The following is a 17,680-nucleotide window of genomic DNA, read 5'->3' on the forward strand; positions in this document are numbered from 1 at the left end:
ACATCCCGCCAACGGGTGAGCACGTCGCCTCTGGCGCGGCGCGCGCGTTGACCGCGTCTCTCAGGGAGGTTCAGGGACGCGCGTCGAATTGGGCGCGGGCCTCGAAGACCCGGTCCATGTGTGTCTCCGCCCAGTTCTTGATCGCGACCATGACCGGAAACAGTTCATGGCCCAGCGGAGTGAGTTCGTAGTCGACGCGGACCGGTACCGAGGCGGTGACCGTGCGGGTGACCAGGCCGTCGCGCTCCAGTGTGCGCAGGGTCTGGGTGAGCATCTTCTGGCTGACGCCGGCGATGCGGGCAGCGAGTTCGCTGTGCCGCCGCGGGCCGTCGGCGAGGGCTGGGATCACCAGTGCGACCCACTTGTCGGTAAGCCTGCTCAACAGCTCGCGGGTCGGGCACCGTTCCAGGAACGCGTCGTAGTCGCGTCTGGCCTGTTCACGGCGTTGTGCCGCGGTCGTCGTCGCCATCGTGCCCTCCATCGGTGCCCTAGGCACTTCAGGGTACCTACTTACTGACAGTGCCCTTTGATTCGTACGGTCTTGGTGATCACGAGAAACCACCAAGGAGACAGCGATGCGCGCAGTCAGCTATGCACAGTTCGGCGGGCCGGAGGTCCTGCACGTGGCCGACGTGCCGGTGCCCGAGCCGGGGCCGGGGCAGGTACGGGTGAGGGTCGCCGCGTCCGTCGTCCACCCGGTCGACCTGATGATCCGCTCCGGTCGGTTCCCGGCCCCGCTGCCGAGCGGTCTGCCGTACACGCCCGGCTGGGATGTGGCCGGCACCCTCGACGCGGTCGACCCGGCAGTCGAGCAGTTCACGGTCGGCGACAAGGTCATCGGCTTCTCGCCATGGCTGCAGACCACTGTCGGTACCCACGCGGAGTACGTGGTGCTCGACGCAGCCGGGCTGACCCCCGCACCCGACGGCGTCCCCGCCACCGAGGCGGCGACCCTGCCGACCAACGGCCTCGCCGCCGCCCAGGCCCTCGACCTGCTCGCACTCCCGGCGGGTTCGACAGTGCTCGTCACCGGCGCCGCCGGGCAGGTCGGCGGGTTCGTCCTGGCGCTGGCCCGCGCTACCGGCCTGCACGCCACGGGACTCGCCGGAACCGACGACCGTGCGTTCGTGGAGTCGCTGGGCGCGGCATTCCTGTCGCGCGCCGACGACCCGACGGGGACCTTCGATGCGGTCATCGACCTGGCGGTGATCGGCCCCTCGCTGCTGGACCTCATCCGCGACGGCGGCGGCTACGTGGCCGCGTCGCCTCCGCTTCGCCCGGAACCGGTACGGGAAATCCGGACCCTCGCGCTGGAGGTGCTACCGGACGGATCGCGGCTGGGTGAACTGGTCAAACTCGTTACCAGCGGCGACATCCCGCTCCGGGTCGCCGACGTGTACCCCTTCGCCGACGCCGCGGCCGCTCACGACCGGCTGGCCAAAGGTGGCGTCCGCGGCGGCGTGGTGATCGTTCCATGAAGCCCAGCCAAACCTCCGCCGTCACGATCAACCGTCAGCCGGCGAGCTGGTCGCGGCGGCGGGTGAGGTAGGCCCGCTCCGCGGGGTTGCCGGCGAGTCCGATGGCCCGGTCGTACGCCGCCCGCGACTCGCCGCCGCGCCCGAGTCGCCGCAGCAGATCGGCGCGCGCGGCGTGAAAGGCGTGGTAGCCGTCGAGGACCTGGGCGAGCCGGTCGATCTCGGCGAGTCCGACCCCGGGGCCGTCGACCTCGGCTACCGCGACCGCCCGGTTGAGCCGCACGATCGGTGAGGGATCGAGCTGCAACATGCGGCCGTAGAGGGCGACGATCGTGGACCAGTCGGTGTCTCGGGCGGATGGGGCATCCGTGTGGACCGAGTTGATCGCGGCCTGCAGCTGGTAGCGCCCGGGTGGGTCACCGCCGGCCGCCACCGCCTTGATTCGCTCGCGAAGCAAGGCGTTGCCCTCGGCGATGAGGGTGCTGTCCCATGCGCCGCGATCCTGCTCGTCGAGGGTCACCAGCTCGCCGGTGCGGGACACGCGCGCCGACCGCCGGGCGTCGGTGAGGAGCATCAGGGCGAGCAGGCCGGCTACCTCGCCGTCGTCCGGGAGGAGAGTTCGGAGCAGGCGGCCAAGGCGGATCGCCTCGTCGGTGAGGTCGACGCGCACCGGCTCACGCCCCTCGCTGGCGAGATAACCCTCGTTGAAGACGAGGTAGACGACCGCGAGCACGCCGGTGAGCCGCTCGCGGATGTCGTCGCCCCAGGGCACCCGGTACGGAATGTGGGCCGCCTTGATCTTCGCCTTGGCGCGGGTGATCCGTCGCGCCATCGTGGTCTCCTGCACCAGAAAGGCGCGGGCGATCTCGGGGACGGTGAGGCCGCCGAGCAGGCGCAGGGTGAGCGCCACCCGGGCCTCCAGCGCGAGAGCGGGGTGGCAGCAGGTGAAGACCAGCCTGAGTCGGTCATCCTCGACCGGGCCGGTCGGCTCCGCAGGGGCGTCGTCGTACATGATCCAGGCCGCCTGATGCTTGGCGTCGCGCTGTGACTCGCGACGGAGCCGATCGATCGCCTTGCGGGTCGCGGTGGTGGCGAGCCAACCGCCGGGACTGGGCGGTACGCCCTCACGCGGCCAACGCTCGGCAGCCGCCACGAACGCCTCGGCGGTGGCTTCCTCGGCGACGTCGAGGTCGCCGAAACGGCGCGTGAGGCCGGCGACCACCCGCGCCCACTCCTCGCGGTGGACCCGGGTGATCGCCTGCTCGATGGTAGGAACGGTCACGGCTCCGGCAGCGCCCGGACCGTTTCGTCGGTTCGGAAGGGACGCACCTCGAGCGTGCCGCGGCACGCTCTGGAACCCTCGGCGGCAAGCGCGAGGGCCACGTCAAGGTCGGCCGCCCCGATGACCCGGAAGCGGTCGAGGTACTCCTCTCCGTGGACGGACAGCAGATACCTGGGCACCGCGTTCACTCTTGCCCAGAGACCCGCCGGGCCTGCCCGGGACCTCGAAACCGGTGCACCTCCTGCGGCCAGTCGAGCACGGTCGCGAGCCTGCCGGCCCAGTATCTCGCCGCCGCGTCGTCGGGCACGTCCACGACAACGAAGCCGCCGAGGTGCTCCTTGGTCTCGACGTACGGGCCGTCGGTGAAGACGGGCCTGCCGTCAACCGGTTCCACACCGCACACCACTGTGGACCGGTCGAGCCCGCCGTTGGTGAAGATCAGGACACCGTCGGCTTGCATCTCCTCGGTCAGGGCCCGCGCGGCCGTGCTCTTCTCGCGCAGCTCCTCCGCCGTGTGGTCGGGCACCCACTCGTCGTTGAAGGTGATCAGGTATTCCGTCATGGTGTCTCCTCTCAGGTCACACCAGGTCCACGAACGGCTGCGCCTTGATACGACACCATCCCGCAAACTCCTTTTCAAGGCAGCCCGGCGGTGTTTACCTTCCGATATGCCGCACCCGACGATGTTCGACGAGGCCGATCCGCTCCTGAGCCGGCTGCGGGCGCTCGCCCTGGCCTTTCCCGACGCGGCCGAAAAGATCTCCCACGGCCGTCCCGCCTTCTTCACCACCAAGGTCTTCGCCTACTACGGGGGATCGGTGAAAGTCGACGGCGTCCACCAGCAGCATGCACACTCGGTGCTCGTGCTGCTTGGTCCCGACGAGCGAGCGGCGCTGTTGGACGAAGACCGCTGCTTCGTGCCGGCCTACCTGGGCCCCTACGGGTGGATCGGGGTGGACCTGACCGGAGACACCGACTGGAACGAGGTCGACGAGCTACTCGACGCCAGCTATCGACGTACGGCCGGGCCACGCAGGGTTGCCGTGCTCGACTCTCGGCAGTCCCGACCATGAGCATTCAGATTCTGACCTGTTCGGCGACGGTATCCGGGTGAGATGCGGAGCTCAGCCGTCGATGCGGGTGATGTTGCGGATCTTGTTGGACGCGTCCAGGGCGGCCACCTTGTACGCCTCGGCCAGCGTCGGGTAGTTGAACACCGCGTCGACCAGGTAGTCGATCGTGCCACCGCAGCCGATCACCGCCTGCCCGATGTGGACGATCTCGGTGGCGGCGGTCCCGAACACGTGCACGCCGAGCAGCCGGCCGTCGTCGGGGGAGACGAGCAGCTTCAGCATCCCGTACGAGTCACCGACGATCTGGCCGCGGGCCAGCTCACGGTAGCGCGCGATGCCCACCTCGAACGGCGTGGACGTGTCGGTCAGCTGCGCCTCGGTCTGCCCGACGAAGCTGATCTCCGGGATCGTGTAGATGCCGATCGGCTGGAGGCCGTGCATCTCCCGGATCGGCTCGCCACAGGCGTGCTGCGCGGCCAGCCGGCCCTGCTCCATCGACGTGGACGCGAGCGCCGGGAAGCCGATCACGTCACCGACCGCGTAGATGTTCTCCACCGAGGTGCGGTAGTTGGCGTCCACCTTGATCCGGCCGCGCCGGTCCGCCTCCAGCCCGGCTGCCTCCAGAGCCAGGTCGTCGGTCTGGCCCTGCCGGCCAGCGGAATACATGACCGTGTCCGCGACGATCTTCTTGCCGCTCTTCAGGATGCACAGCGCCGCCGTCTGGTGTTTCTCGACGGCCGCGACCTCCTCGCCGAAGCGGAACGCCACGGACAGGTCGCGCAGGTGGTACTTGAGCGACTCGACGATCTCCTCGTCGCAGAACTCCAGCATCCGGTCCCGGCGTTCCACCACTGTCACCTTCGTGCCGAGGGCGGCGAACATGGACGCGTACTCCATGCCGATCACACCGGCGCCGACCACGACCATGCTGCGGGGTACGGCCTGGAGGTTGATGACCCCGTCGGAGTCCACGATGGTCCGGTCGTCGAAGTCGACGCTGTCCGGGCGGGCCGGGCGGGTGCCCGCGGCGATGATGATTTTGTCGAAGGTCACCCTGGACTCGCGCCCGGAGCCGCCGTCGACCCAGATGGTGTGCGCGTCCGCGAACCTGCCCGTGCCGGTGATCATCGCGACCCGGTTGCGGGCCAACTGGTTGCGGATGACGTCGGTCTGCCGGGTGATCACGTGCTGGGTCCGGGCGGCCAGGTCGCTGACCGTGATCTCCTCCTTGACCCGGTAGCTGCTGCCGTAGAGGTCCCGCTGGCTCAGCCCGGTCAGATAGAGCACGGCCTCGCGCAGCGTCTTGGAGGGAACGGTGCCGGTGTTGATGCACACCCCACCGATCATGTCGCGGCGGTCCACGATGCCGACCCGCCTGCCCAGCTTGGCGGCGGCGATCGCGGCCTTCTGCCCGCTGGGCCCGGAGCCCAGCACCACCAGGTCGTAGTCATACACAACCGTTAGCGTCGCAAGATGTGGGCACCCGCGCTAGCCCACGAGGCGGCGTTCCCAGGCCCAGGCGGCGATCTCGACCCGGTTGCGGGCCCTGAGCTTCATCTGCACGCTGGCCAGGTGGGTCTTGACCGTGCCGACGGCGATGAAGAGCTGCGCGGCGATCTCGGCGTTGGTCAGGCCCCGGGCGACGAGCTTCACGACGTCGAGTTCCCGTGGTGAGAGCCCGGCGTCGTCATGCGCCGGAGCGGGTGAGCTGAGGTGCTCCAGCAGTCGTACCGTGATGGACGGGCTGATCAGCGCGTCACCCGAGACGGCCGCGCGGACCGCCTCCACCAGCAGCGCCGGGCCGGAGTCCTTGAGCAGGAAACCGCAGGCGCCGTTGGAGAGCGCGGTGTGCACGTACTCGTCGAGGTCAAAGGTCGTCACCACGACCACCCGGACCGGGTCGGCGACGCCCGGCCCGGCGAGCAGCCGCAGCGCTTCCAGGCCGTCGAGGCGGGGCATCCGGATGTCCAGCAGCACCACGTCCGGGCGGAGTCGCCGGGCCAGCTCGACGGCGACGACCCCGTCGGCGGCCTCGCCGATCACCTCCATGTCCGGTTGCGCCCCGATGATCATGCCGAAGCCGGTGCGGACCATCGCCTGGTCGTCGGCGATCAGCACCCGGATCATCGGCTCGCCGCCGTGCACAGCGGGAACGCCGCATCCAGCACCCAGCCGCCGGCCACGCCGGGTCCGGCGGTGATCGTGCCGCCGAGGGCGCGTACCCGCTCGGTGAGGCCGATCAGTCCGAAGCCGTGACCCCGGGTCGGCGCGGTGCGCCCAGACGCGCCGTCATCGGCCACCCGGACCAGCAACCAGTCCGGAGTACGTCGCACCGCCACGTCCACCGACCGGGCGTCCGGCGCGTGCTGACGGGTGTTGGTCAGCCCCTCCATCACCACCCGGTACGCCGAGGTCGAAACCTCCACCGGCAGCCCGTCCAGGTCGCCGTCGACCTGTAGCCGTGCCGGTGCGCTCGCCGTGCCGTTGAACCCCGTCAGCAGCGGCGCCAGGTCGGTCACACCGGCCAGCGGGGCCAACGGCGCGTCCGGCGGGGCGTCCGGGTTGCGCAGGATCCCCACCATCCGCCGCATCGAGGCCATCGTCTCCGCGCCGGCCCGCTCGATCTGCTCCAGGGCGACTATCACGCGCTGCGGGTCCTGCTCGGCGACGAACCGGGCACCCTGCGCCTGCACCACGATGCCGGTCACGTGGTGGGCGATGAAGTCGTGCAGGTCACGGGCGAACTCGGCGCGCTGCTCGGCCCGAACCAGTGCGATTGCCCGCTCCCGACCGGCGGCGATGATCCGCAGGTAGAGCCCCACCCCGGCGGCGCCGGCCGCGGCGAGCACCTGGAGCAGACCGAAGATCACGAGCAGGCTCCCGGTGCCGCTGCGCAGCGGCACCGCGGCGACGGCGAGCCCGGCGGCCACCGCCGCCCACGGGGCGAGCCGGGGCGCGCCCCAGCGGGTCACCACGAAGACCACCCCGAGCAGCCCGGCCGACTCGGCGAGCCCCCAGCTGCCGCCGAGCAGGTAGCTGTTGTCGGCGACGAACCGGATCGCCGCGGTCACGGCAAGTGAGGCGGTGGCGAGCGCCAGCGCGGCCAGGGGCAGCCGGCGCGAACCCGGACGGTGCACCGGCAGCCAGAGCGGCACCGTCGCCGCCGCCAGCCCCAGCCGCACCAGCAGGAGCAGGAGAGCGGCCGGGCTCATGCTCCCGGACGCGCTGAACCGCAGGTCGAAGAGGGTGAGCAGGCCGATGGCCAACAGACCGGCGGCCTGGGCCAGGCGTACCGACAAACGTCGCAGGTCCGGCGTGCTCATGGTGACCCAGCGTAGCCAGCCCGGCGGGGTGGCAGATCAGCCGAAAGACAGACCCGTCGCCGGCGATACCTGGCCCCGGGCCGATGCGCCCACCGTCTAGTGGCGGCGAGGCTTCCCAGGTCACATCGCAGCCACTGGAGGAACAATGACGACGCATGCCCCGCCGGAGACCAGCCACGCCGCGGTCGCCGCGGTCGACCTGGTGAAGGTGTACGGCAGCGGGGACACTGCGGTCCGTGCCCTGGACGGGGTCTCGGTCGGCTTCGGCCGGGCCGAGTTCACCGCGATCATGGGCTCGTCCGGGTCCGGCAAGTCGACACTGATGCACTGCCTGGCCGGCCTCGACACGGCCACCTCCGGTCGGGTGCTGCTCGGCGGCACGGAGCTGACGGGCCAGTCGGACCGCACGCTGACCCGGGTGCGCCGCGAACGGATCGGGTTCGTCTTCCAGTCCTTCAACCTGCTGCCGCAGCTCACCGCCGCGCAGAACATCACCCTGCCGCTGGATCTCGCCGGCCGGCAGCCCGACGCTGAACTCTTCGCACACCTGGTCGGCGTGCTGGGGCTCGGCCAGCGGCTCCGTCACCGCCCCAGCGAGCTCTCCGGCGGCCAGCAGCAGCGGGTCGCCCTGGCCCGGGCGCTGGTGGCACGCCCCGAGGTGGTCTTCGCCGACGAGCCGACCGGCAACCTCGACTCCCGCTCCGGGGCAGAGGTGCTCACCATCCTGCGCGACTCGGTACGCGACCTCGGCCAGACCGTCGTCATGGTCACTCACGACCCGATCGCCGCCGCGTACGCCGACCGGGTGGTGCTGCTCGCCGACGGCCGGGTCGCCGGCGAGATCGACAAGCCGGACCAGATGTCGGTCACCGACGCGCTGCGTGACCTGGCGGCCGGCGCATGAGGGCGACGGTGCTGCGTACCCAGACGAGCGCCGCGGCCCGGCGCCCCGGCCGGCTGGTCCTGACGGGCCTGGCGATCCTGGTTGCGTCGTTCGTCGTCTTCGGCACAGTGCTGGTGCAGCAGATCACCGAACGGACCGTGCGGGACAACCTCAGCGGCACCCCGGCCGCCACCGACCTGGTGATCGGCGACCCCGAGCAGCCGCCACCCACCGTGACGGATCTGCGGCATGTTCGCGCCGTGCCCGGTGTGTCCGAGGCGGTGGGCCGGGTGGCGATCGGGGTCTCGCTCGGTGAGGGATACCTCAACCTCCAGGCCGACCCCGGCACCGGCCCGCTGGCCACGGTTCGGGTGGTCGAGGGCAGCTACCCCGACGGCCCCGGCGAGATCGCGATCACCCCGCGTACCGCCGAGCGGCTCGGGCTCCAGGTGGGCACCACGACCAACGGCACGGCTGGTGAACTCACCACGCCCACCGGGCTCACCGTGACCGGCGTGGTCGAAACCGCCGCCGACGCCGGCACCGACGCGTACGCCCCGGACAGTCTCGTGATGTCCTGGGCGCACCTGACGGCCGTGGAGCGCGTCGATGTGCGGGCGGCACCCGGCGAGCCGCTGGAGGCTGTCCGTCAACGGGTGACCGCGGCGGTCGCGGCGGGCCAGCCGGTCCGCTCCGGCGCGGAGGTGCGCGAGGCGGAGGCCAACGCGGCCGCCGAGGAGGTCGGAAGGCTCTTCATCCTGGTCGGCATGTTCGTCGCGATCGCGGTCGTCGCGGCAGCGCTGGTGGTCACCTCGACCTTCCGCATCGTCTTCGCCCAGCGGATGCGGCAGCTGGCGCTGCTGCGCGCGGTCGGCGCGAATCGGGGCACCCTGGTCGGGGCGTTGACCGCTGAGGGAGCCCTGACCGGGTTCGTCGCCGGCGTCGCCGGGGTCGCCAGCGCCCTCGCCCTCGGGTACGCGCTGCCGGCGACCCTGCGCTCCACCGGCCACGCGGTCTCCTCGCCGGGCCTGCCACTGGCGGCCGCGGTCGCGGTGGTGATCGGTGCCGTCGTGATCACCGTGCTGGCCGTTCTGGCGCCGGCACTCTCGGCCGCCCGGGTCTCCCCGCTGGAGGCACTGCGCACGGCGAGCACCACCGCCGGTCGACGCGGCGTCGGCGTACCGCGCCTGGTGTTCGGGCTGCTCCTGGTCGCCGGCGCGGTCCTGGCCGCTGTCGCGACGATCAGCCAGCTGCCGGAGCCCGAGCAGCAGTCGTACGACCCGACCGGGCCGCTGCTCCTGCTGGTCGGGTCCGGCGCACTGGCGTTCTTCGCGCTGGTTGCCCTCGGGCCGCTGCTGGTGCGTCCGGTGCTGGCCGTGGTGGGTTGGCCGCTACGCCAGCTCGGGGCGCTCGGGCGGATGTCGGTCGGCGGGATCGGCGGGGCGCCGCGCCGGGCGGGAGCGGTCTCCGTCGTGGTCGCGCTCGGCGTGACCCTGATCTCCGGTGTGGTCATCGGCGGCGCGTCGCTGCAGGTGCTCGCCGACCGCGAGATGGCGCTCTCGGCGCCGACCGACTTCGAGGTCACCAGCAACGGTGGCACGCTGCCGGCCGCTGTCGTCACCCGGGCCGAGGCGGCGCGCGGCGCGCTGTCCCGGGTGGTGCCGTACCGGCGGGTCGACGACGTCACGCTGATGCGCGGCGCCGACAAGCTCGGCGACGTCGAGTCCGGTTACCCGACGAACGACCTGGACCTGGCGGTGTTGCCGAGCACCGGCGATCTGGACGTGGCGGACGGCACGCTGGCCGACCGGGGCCCCGGCCGGATCGTGCTGAACAGCTGGGTGGCCCGGGACACCGGTCTGCGGTCCGGCGACACAGTCACACTCGCCATCGCCGCGCGCAGGGTCGACGTACGGGTGGCCGCGGTCCTGCCCGGTGACGGCCCGCTGCACGCGGGCATCCTCACCGACCGGGCCGACCTGGACCGGCTCGGCGTGCCGACGGCGTACACCGGTCTGCTGGCCGACGCGGCCGGCTCCGGCGAGGACGGCCGGACCGCCGGCGTGCGGGCGCTGCGGCAGGCGATCGGGGGCAGCGAGGGGGTTGGCCTCGCGGTGCTCGCCGACGAACGGGACCGCAACGACGCGGTGGTGCGCACCCTGGTCTGGATCGCGGTCGGCCTGGTCGGCCTGACCGTGCTGATCGCGGTTGTCGGCGTCGGCTCCACGACCGCGCTCTCGGTGGTGGAGCGGGTACGCGAGTCCGGGTTGCTGCGGGCGATCGGCCTGTCCCGGACCGGCCTGCGCACGATGCTGACCGTCGAGTCCGGCCTCTACGGGGTGATCGGTGCGACAATCGGTCTGCTGCTCGGCGTCCCGTACGCCTGGTTGGCGGTCCAGACCCTCGGGATCAACGCACCGCTGACCGTGCCGGTGCTGCCGCTGGTCGGGCTCTTCGTGGCGCTGGTCGTGCTGACCGCGCTGGCCGGGGTACTGCCGGCCCGGCGGGCGTCGCGGGTCAGCCCGGTGGTGGCACTGGGGGCGGACGGCTGAGCACCGTCGCGGGCCGGCGCCGGGCACTCGGCGCCGGCCCGCGGCGGCACGGTCAGTTGGGGTTGTTCGCGTGGGTCAGCGTCTCCCAGGCGACGAAGAGGTTGTTGCTGCCGGCGGGACGCTGTTGCAGCGTGAGGGTCTGCGTGTTGGTCATGACGTTGCCCAGCCGGTTGCTCATCGCGTTGAAACCCACCTCGGTGATCGGGCCGAGGCCCCGGGTGAGGCTGCCGCCGCAGAGCCAGGAGGGCGGCGCCTCGCCGAGCTGGTAGCGCGAATGGAAACCGAGCGCCTGCCGCAGCCGTTCACCGACCTGGGGATACAGGTCCCGTCCCTGGATGCGGGAGGTCTCCGCGACATGTGAGATGGCGGAGATTCCGTATCCGGTGTGGACGAAGTCGCGGCAGGTCTCCTGGGCGAGGCCGGCGACGAAGGTGGACTGGCCGTGCCAGTAACCGATGATCTCCGCACTGGTGTCCAGGCCGCTGCCGGGCATCGTGTACGGCAGCGCGCCGTCGCTGGGCAGGTAGACGAAGGCCCGGGTCCGGTTGAGGAAGCGGGCGACCGCCGCGTCGTAGGCGGCCCGGTCCTCCAGGAAGACCGCGATGCCGACCGTCGCCTCCATCATTGTCAGTTCCCAGTTGCCGTTGCTGCTGGAGCCGTTGCGCACCATCGGCAGGTAGACGTTGCGCAGCATCGTGGCGAACCGGTTGGCGTTGGGCCAGCTCGTGTACGTGTACTTGATGATCTCGGCAGCGCGGGGCCAGACCGAGGCCGCCCAGCCGGTCTGCAGCGGAGCGTTGCTGCCGGTGTGTGCCGTGATCGTGGCCGACCAGGCGTCCATGATCTGGATCGACTTCTGTGCGTACCGGGCGTCTCCGGTGACGTACCAGGCGAGCGCGTCGGTGTACGCGGCGATCGCGTCCTCACGCTCGTCCGTGCAGCCGTTGTTGGGATTGGAGTAGGAGCCGCACTCGACCACCGAACGGGGCGCCGGGGTACGCGACAGGGACGCGTACCGGCTACTCATCATCTGGTTGTGGGCCGCCGCCCACGGCTGCGCGCCGGCCTGCACCCGGCCACGGATGAAGTCGAGCTGACCTCGGCTGACCAGCACGCCGGGGTGGGTGAAGCCACCCGAGGGTGGCGGTGTGGTACCGCCGCCGGTTGGCAGCGCCCAGGTCTGGTTGGCGGTGCCGGTGCAGGTCCAGATCTGCAACGGGGTGCCGTCGGCCGAGCTGGGGCCGGTCGCGTCGAGGCACTTGCCCGAGGCCGGGTTGACGAGTTGCCCGGCGTTGGCTGACCACCGCTGCGCCCCGGTGCCGTTGCAGTCGTAGATCTGCACCCGGGTGCCGTTGGCGGTGCCGGCGGCGGCGACGTCGAGGCACTTGCCCAGGGCCCGGATCGTGCCGTCGTCGGCCACCGTCCACTGTTGCGCGGCGGAGCCGTTGCAGGTGAAGAGCTGGACCGGCGTGGCGTTGGCCGGGTTCGCGGCGGCCACGTCGACGCACTTGCCGCCGTACCCGGTGATCGGGCCCGTCGTGGCCGCGGACGCGGCGGTGGCGGTGACCGCCAAGCTTGTCGGTACGGCGAGCAGGGCCGCGGCGAGCGCGGCGACCAACCGGGTGCGGGGCCGGCGGGGGTTGGACCCGTCCAATCGTCGCGCCATGTCTGGTCCTTCCGGGCGGCGGAAACAACTGTAAAGTCTGTTAATCATTACAGTCGTGGGCATCGATATCAATGTCTGCGCCGCACGGGGGACTCTTCGGGACCGCTGCCCCCACGGCCGTCGTCGGGTGTCCGACGTCGACCGTGGGAGCCGCTGTCAACGGTGTGACGTGCGCGTCGCTACGGCTGGACCGGCCGGCGGAGCACCATCTTCGAGGGGTCGACCAGGCCGAGCCCGAGGATGCCGACGACCGGTAGGACCGTCAGCTGCCACAGTCCGGCGCCGTCCCAGCCGAGACCGGCCACCAGCCGCGCGAAGAGCAGCCCGGAGAACGCCGCGGCCACGTAGTAGGAGAGCATGAACAGGCCAGCGCCCCGTCCGACGTGTTCGGGTCGGACGGCTCGTTGCATCGCTGTCGTGCAGTTGGTGAAGAGGAAGCCGCTGGCGAAGGCGCCCATCAGGAAGGCGAGCACGTACTGGGCCGGTGCCGACGTGGCGACCTGGTAGGTGACGTACGCGGTGGCGGACGTGGCGACGAAGGCGAAGGCGAGCAGGTAGCGCTGATTGACCCGGTCACCCAGCCAGCCGGCCGGCAGCGCCATCATCGCGCCGAAGCCCGAGATGGACACGGCCAGTGCCGCCTGCTCCGGGGTGAACCCGAGCTGCTCGCGCAGGAACGTGGGGTACAGGCCGAGGAAGCCGTAGAACACCAGCCCGGACACCGCGCAGGCGATGCCCAGGCCCAGGGTGTTGCGGTTGTACGGGCTCGCGGGCACGTGGTCGAAGCTGCCCTGCGGCCCGGCATTGGCGCCCGTAACGGCCTCGGTCAGTCGCTTGTTGACGATCACGGCGATGAGCAGGCACATCACCAGGCCGGCCGCGGCGAAGACGAAGAACGGCGCCCGCCAGGTGTCCCACACGTTGGCGAGCCTGGTCCCGACGAGGGGGCCGAGGAAGATGCCGGCGCCGAACGCGACACCCACCACGCCGGCGGCCACCGCCCTGCGGTGGAAGAAGAACGCGCCGATGACGGCGTAGAGCGCGGTGGCCTGCACGCCCTCGCCGACGCCGGAGATCAGGCGGTACACGCTCATGTCGACGAAGCCGGAGGCGAGCGGAATCGCCAGCGTCCCGATCGAGTAGACCAGGACACTGATCAGGATGATGGTCTTGCGGGAGACCCGGTCGACCAGGTACCCGGCGGGTAGGCCGGCCAGGGCGAGACCGAGCGTGAAGCCGGTCGCCAGCAGCCCGCCCTGATCCAGGGAGAAGCCGAACTCGCTGCGGATCTCGGGCAGCAGCGGGTAGAAGATCTGCCGGTCCATCGCGTTGAGCATGTATGAGGCGCACAGCACCGCGAATCCGACCGCGATCGACGCCCGGGTCAGGCCCGTGGTCGTTGCCGTGGACGGGGGCTCGGTCGGTTCCTTCAGTGTTTCGGTCATGGTCGTGTCTCCCCTTCAGTTGACGGCGGCGCGCGCCGTCCCGCGGTCAGGATCCGGTGGGGTGGGGCGGTCGAATGCTTCGTTCTGTCGATCCGGACGGTTGTCCGTATGGTGATCAGTGGAAACGTTGGCGTAACGATGGAGCCTCTCCATTGGGCTGTCAAGAGGCGGATGTTGACGCACCCGTGACACGGATTTCATGGTTGTCCGCCATGCGGACAGCGGCTTGGCCCAGGCTTTCCCCGCCCTGCCGCGCGGTGCTGCTCGGCAACGTGTGGCCACCACCGCTACTGCGGATGAGCAGGGCTTTCGCACGCGTTTCCGTCGCGCCGACCCTGGGGAGGTTCGGCCCGGTCGGCCGCCGCGCGATCCACCCACTGCCGTCCAACGGCTGATCGTCCGCCCAGCGGACACAATGCTGGCACGGATCGCGTTCGGGCGAAGCGGCCGTTCCGCCCGCCGGGCGCACCTAGCATCGGGGAAGAACCGTTCCGGACCTGTTCGATGGTGTCCGCAGGTACGGCGTCGGCACGGGGTGCCCGCCGTGGCCGTCCGTCCGATTCCCGACCCGCGACCTGGAGGCATCGGCATGAGCTACGTCAAGGCCAAGGACGGCACCAAGCTCTACTACAAGGACTGGGGCGAGGGGCCGGTCGTCACCTTCTCCCACGGCTGGCCGTTGAGCGCCGACGCCTGGGACGGGCAGATGCTCTTCCTCGTCCAGAACGGGTTCCGGGTGGTCGCACACGACCGTCGTGGGCACGGCCGGTCGAGCCAGTCCCGCAGCGGCAACGACATGAACGGGTACGCCGACGATCTGGCCGCCGTCATCGAGGCACTGGACCTGCGGGACGCCACCCTGGTCGGTCATTCCACCGGCGGGGGAGAGGTCGCCCGCTACATCGGCCGGCACGGGACGGAGCGGGTCGCCAAGGCGGTGCTCATGTCCGCCGTACCGCCGATCATGGTGCAGAGCGCGGACAACCCGGAGGGGCTGCCGATCAGCGCCTTCGACGACCTGCGGGCCCAGCTCTTCGCCGACCGGTCGCAGTTCTACCAGGACCTGGCGCAGATGTTCTACGGCGCCAACCGGCCGGGTGCGAAGGTGTCGAAGGGGATCCTCGACCAGTTCTGGCTGTGGAGCATGCAGTCCGGCATGTGGAACGCCTACGAGAGCATCAAGGCGTTCTCCGAGACGGACTTCCGGGACGACCTGGCGAAGTTCGACATCCCGACGCTGGTGATGCACGGCGAGGACGACCAGATCGTGCCGGTGAAGGACTCGGCGCACAAGACCGCGAAGCTCGTCGCGAACGCCAAGGAGATCTACTACGCGGGCGCGCCGCACGGCATGACAGCGACGATGCAGGACCAGGTCAACAAGGATCTGCTCGCGTTCCTGCGGAGCTGACCGGGTCAGACGAGCTGGGCCCCGATGACGGTGAGCAGCCGCAGCTTCTCGTCGCTCTCCGACCCGGGCACGGCGGTGAAGACCAGCAGCGTCTGGGACTGGTCGGGATCCACCAGCGTCTGGCAGTGCAGCTCCAACGCCCCCACCTCCGGGTGGACGAAGCGCTTCGGAGGGCAGTAAGCGCTCTGCACCGGGTGCTCCCGCCACAGCTGGGCGAACTCCGGGCTCGCGGTCACCAGGGAGTCGACGATCGTGGCAGCCCGCGAGCCCCGGCCGTCGCGGGCGTACGCCGCGTGCAGGTGCGCCACCAGGAGCCGGCTCTGCGTCTGATGGTCCTCCGCCGGGTGCAGCTGCCGGGCCCGGGGGTTGGTGAACCAGCGGTGGTGCAGGCTGCGCGCCAGCCCGCTGTGCCGGGTGTCGTCGCCGAGCAGCGCGATCGCCGGCGCGGTCTGCGCGAGGGTCTCGCCGAGGTGGTTCACCACCTGGGCGGGGGTGTCGTGCAGCCGGTCGAGGATCCGCATCATGCCCGGGTTGACGTGGTCGGCCCGGACCGTACGGTGCGGGACGGCGTGACCGGCGAGCTGGAACAGGTGGTCCCGCTCGGCCAGGGAGAGTCGCAGGCCGCGGGCCAGGGCGGCGAGCATCTGCTCCGAGGGGTGCGGCCCCCGCTGCTGCTCCAGCCGGCTGTAGTAGTCGGTGGACATTCCGCTCAGCGCGGCGACCTCCTCGCGTCGCAGCCCGCCGGTCCGGCGGCGTCGGCCCCGGGGCAGCCCCACGTCCTCGGGCTGGAGCGCCTCGCGTCGGGTGCGCAGGAAGCTGGCGAGTTGGGCGCGGTCCACGGTGGCTCCTCGATCCGGTGGGTGCCGGTGGCGGACCGGCACAGTGACTGCAACAGGGGAACCCGGGCGGGGTGTTCCGCTCCGGCGTCCGGCGATGCGGGAGGCGGCGGACGTGCATCAGGCCCTTTGCTCTGCTTCACCACACGCAACACCAGACGTCCGCTATCCGGACAACAGGCGTGCGCCGGTTGAAGCAGAGCAAAGGGCGCGGGCAGGGCGTGACCGGGCGACCCGACCCCGATGACGCGGGCCGGGACGCCCGGCGCGGTCAGCGCTGGATGGACTTCGTCTCCAGGAACTCCTCCAGGCCGAAGCGCCCGAACTCACGGCCGTTGCCGGACCGCTTGTAGCCGCCGAAGGGGGCGAGCGGGTTCCAGTGACCGGCGTTCACGTCGACCTGGCCCACCCGCAGCCGCTTCGCGACCGCCAGGGCGTGCTCCGGCTCGCCGAAGACGCCGCTGGTCAGGCCGTACAGCGTGCCGTTGGCGATGGTCACGGCCTCCTCCTCGTCGGCGTACGGGATGATCGTCAGCACCGGGCCGAAGATCTCCTCCTGGGCGATAGCGGAGGTCGGGTCGACGTCCGCGAAGATCGTCGGCTGCACGTAGGCGCCCTTCGCCAGGCCCTCCGGCCGGCCCGGACCACCGAACACGAGCCGGGCGCCGTCGGCGACGCCCCGCTCGATGTACCCGACGACCTTCTGCCGGTGGGCCTCCGAGGCCATCGGACCGATCCGGGTCGCCTCGTCGGTCGGGTCGCCGACGGTGAACTGCTTCGCCGCCTCGACGGCCAGCGCCACGACCTCGTCCTGCCGGGAGGCGGGCACCAGCATCCGGGGCCACGCGCCGCAGACCTGGCCGCCGTTGGCGAACGACATCATCACGCCGGTGGTGACCGCCTTCGGCAGGTCGGCATCGTCCAGGATGATGTTCGCGCCCTTGCCGCCCAACTCCAGCGCGACCCGCTTGACGGTCGCCGCGGCCACCGCGCCGATCCGCTGCCCGGCCCGGGTGGAGCCGGTGAAGGAGATCATGTCGATGTCCGGGTGGGCGGAGATGGCCTCGCCGACGACCGCGCCGGTGCCGTACACCACGTTGAACACGCCCGCCGGCACGCCGGCCTCGGCGGCGGCCTCGGCGAGGATCCGCGCGGTCAGCGGGGCGTTCTCGGACGGCTTGAACACCATCGTGTTCCCCGCGAGCAGCGCCGGCGCGAGCTTGGAGACGATCTGCTGCAGCGGGAAGTTCCACGGCGTGATCGCACCGACCACCCCGATCGGCTCGCGGACGATCAGCGAGTTGCCGACCTCCTCGGTCCAGGCGAAGTCGTCGGCGAGGGCGGCGACGGATTCGATCACGGCGGCCGGGAAAGCGACCTGGGCGGTCCGGGACATGCCGATCGGCGAGCCCATCTCGACGGTGATCGCCCCGGCGATCTCCTCCTGCCGGGCGGCGAGGCCGGCGCCGAGGCGGCGCAGCACGTCCGCCCGGTACTGCGGGGTGGTCGCCGCCCAGGCGGGGAAGGCCGCCCGGGCGGCGGCGACGGCCCGGTCGACGTCGGCGGCGGTGCCGGCCGGCGTCTCGGCGACGATGTCGCCGGTCGCCGGGTTCACGACGGGAAGGGTTCCGGCCGAGCCGGCGACGGTCTCGCCGCCGATCCAGTGGCCGGTGACGGTGTAGGTGGAAGGTGTCATGCACCGACCGTGGCACCGGCGCCGAGCCCCAACCAGGT

Annotated in this window: 16 protein-coding genes; 5 read left to right on the top strand and 11 right to left on the bottom strand. The window is 71.2% G+C overall.

Features of this window, described 5'->3' with window-relative positions; translation table 11 throughout:
• Positions 1–70: 70 nt before the first annotated feature.
• The gene (locus GA0070607_RS26265) at positions 71–469 is read right to left on the bottom strand and encodes a winged helix-turn-helix transcriptional regulator (protein ID WP_089020580.1); all 399 of its coding nucleotides are present in this window, start codon (positions 467–469) and stop codon (positions 71–73) included.
• A 106-nt stretch (positions 470–575) separates the two neighbouring features.
• Here GA0070607_RS26265 and GA0070607_RS26270 point away from each other — a divergent pair, with 106 nt between their 5' ends.
• Positions 576–1,478 (top strand): NADP-dependent oxidoreductase, encoded by a 903-nt coding sequence (locus tag GA0070607_RS26270; protein WP_089020581.1) that lies wholly within the window; start codon positions 576–578, stop codon positions 1,476–1,478.
• A gap of 34 nt (positions 1,479–1,512) precedes the next feature.
• Here the strand turns inward: GA0070607_RS26270 and GA0070607_RS26275 are convergent, their stop codons facing one another.
• Genes GA0070607_RS26275 through GA0070607_RS26285 form a run of 3 tightly spaced genes read right to left on the bottom strand, consistent with a single transcriptional unit; the run spans position 1,513 to position 3,319 of the window.
• On the bottom strand, positions 1,513–2,757 hold the full coding sequence (locus tag GA0070607_RS26275; RefSeq protein WP_089020582.1) for an RNA polymerase sigma factor: 1,245 nt from the start codon (positions 2,755–2,757) through the stop codon (positions 1,513–1,515).
• Positions 2,754–2,936: a YciI family protein gene (locus GA0070607_RS26280; protein WP_157743270.1), complete on the bottom strand. Its 183-nt coding sequence runs from the start codon at positions 2,934–2,936 to the stop codon at positions 2,754–2,756. The genes GA0070607_RS26275 and GA0070607_RS26280 overlap by 4 nt, the downstream gene beginning before the upstream one ends.
• 5 nt (positions 2,937–2,941) lie before the next feature.
• Positions 2,942–3,319: a YciI family protein gene (locus GA0070607_RS26285; protein ID WP_089020584.1), complete on the bottom strand. Its 378-nt coding sequence runs from the start codon at positions 3,317–3,319 to the stop codon at positions 2,942–2,944.
• 106 nt (positions 3,320–3,425) lie between these two features.
• On the opposite strand from GA0070607_RS26285, the gene GA0070607_RS26290 reads away from it, so the two are divergent.
• The gene (locus tag GA0070607_RS26290) at positions 3,426–3,830 is read left to right on the top strand and encodes an MmcQ/YjbR family DNA-binding protein (RefSeq protein ID WP_089020585.1); all 405 of its coding nucleotides are present in this window, start codon (positions 3,426–3,428) and stop codon (positions 3,828–3,830) included.
• 51 nt (positions 3,831–3,881) lie between these two features.
• Here the strand turns inward: GA0070607_RS26290 and sthA are convergent, their stop codons facing one another.
• The 3 genes from sthA to GA0070607_RS26305 are packed head-to-tail and all read right to left on the bottom strand — an operon-like array spanning position 3,882 to position 7,153.
• Positions 3,882–5,285 (bottom strand): Si-specific NAD(P)(+) transhydrogenase, encoded by a 1,404-nt coding sequence (gene sthA / locus GA0070607_RS26295; RefSeq protein WP_089020586.1) that lies wholly within the window; start codon positions 5,283–5,285, stop codon positions 3,882–3,884.
• Between the two features lie 33 nt (positions 5,286–5,318).
• Positions 5,319–5,957: a response regulator gene (locus GA0070607_RS26300; RefSeq protein WP_089022110.1), complete on the bottom strand. Its 639-nt coding sequence runs from the start codon at positions 5,955–5,957 to the stop codon at positions 5,319–5,321.
• Positions 5,954–7,153, bottom strand: a complete 1,200-nt coding sequence (locus GA0070607_RS26305) for a sensor histidine kinase (RefSeq protein WP_089020587.1) — start codon at positions 7,151–7,153, stop codon at positions 5,954–5,956. Before GA0070607_RS26305 ends, GA0070607_RS26300 begins: the two co-directional genes overlap by 4 nt.
• A 145-nt stretch (positions 7,154–7,298) precedes the next feature.
• Between GA0070607_RS26305 and GA0070607_RS26310 the strand changes: the two genes are divergently transcribed.
• Together GA0070607_RS26310 and GA0070607_RS26315 are read left to right on the top strand one after the other, a co-directional pair.
• Complete coding sequence (locus tag GA0070607_RS26310; protein ID WP_089020588.1) at positions 7,299–8,057, top strand: ABC transporter ATP-binding protein; 759 nt, start codon at positions 7,299–7,301, stop codon at positions 8,055–8,057.
• 8 nt (positions 8,058–8,065) lie between these two features.
• On the top strand, positions 8,066–10,588 hold the full coding sequence (locus tag GA0070607_RS26315) for an FtsX-like permease family protein (RefSeq protein WP_231930379.1): 2,523 nt from the start codon (positions 8,066–8,068) through the stop codon (positions 10,586–10,588).
• 52 nt (positions 10,589–10,640) lie between these two features.
• Here the strand turns inward: GA0070607_RS26315 and GA0070607_RS26320 are convergent, their stop codons facing one another.
• Both GA0070607_RS26320 and GA0070607_RS26325 read right to left on the bottom strand, forming a co-directional pair.
• Entirely contained in the window at positions 10,641–12,254 is a 1,614-nt protein-coding gene (locus GA0070607_RS26320; protein ID WP_089020590.1) for a ricin-type beta-trefoil lectin domain protein, read from the bottom strand.
• 179 nt (positions 12,255–12,433) lie between these two features.
• The gene (locus GA0070607_RS26325; RefSeq protein WP_089020591.1) at positions 12,434–13,699 is read right to left on the bottom strand and encodes an MFS transporter; all 1,266 of its coding nucleotides are present in this window, start codon (positions 13,697–13,699) and stop codon (positions 12,434–12,436) included.
• Between the two features lie 589 nt (positions 13,700–14,288).
• Between GA0070607_RS26325 and GA0070607_RS26330 the strand changes: the two genes are divergently transcribed.
• On the top strand, positions 14,289–15,110 hold the full coding sequence (locus tag GA0070607_RS26330) for an alpha/beta fold hydrolase (protein ID WP_089020592.1): 822 nt from the start codon (positions 14,289–14,291) through the stop codon (positions 15,108–15,110).
• A 5-nt stretch (positions 15,111–15,115) separates the two neighbouring features.
• Here GA0070607_RS26330 and GA0070607_RS26335 read toward each other — a convergent pair whose 3' ends face one another.
• Together GA0070607_RS26335 and GA0070607_RS26340 are read right to left on the bottom strand one after the other, a co-directional pair.
• Positions 15,116–15,949 (bottom strand): helix-turn-helix transcriptional regulator, encoded by an 834-nt coding sequence (locus GA0070607_RS26335; protein WP_089020593.1) that lies wholly within the window; start codon positions 15,947–15,949, stop codon positions 15,116–15,118.
• A gap of 268 nt (positions 15,950–16,217) precedes the next feature.
• Positions 16,218–17,642 carry an aldehyde dehydrogenase family protein gene (locus GA0070607_RS26340; RefSeq protein ID WP_089020594.1) on the bottom strand — a complete coding sequence of 475 codons (1,425 nt, stop codon included), beginning with the start codon at positions 17,640–17,642 and terminating at the stop codon, positions 16,218–16,220.
• Positions 17,643–17,680 lie beyond the last annotated feature (38 nt).

Origin of the sequence: Micromonospora coriariae (assembly GCF_900091455.1) — a bacterium.
Taxonomy (GTDB): domain Bacteria; phylum Actinomycetota; class Actinomycetes; order Mycobacteriales; family Micromonosporaceae; genus Micromonospora; species Micromonospora coriariae.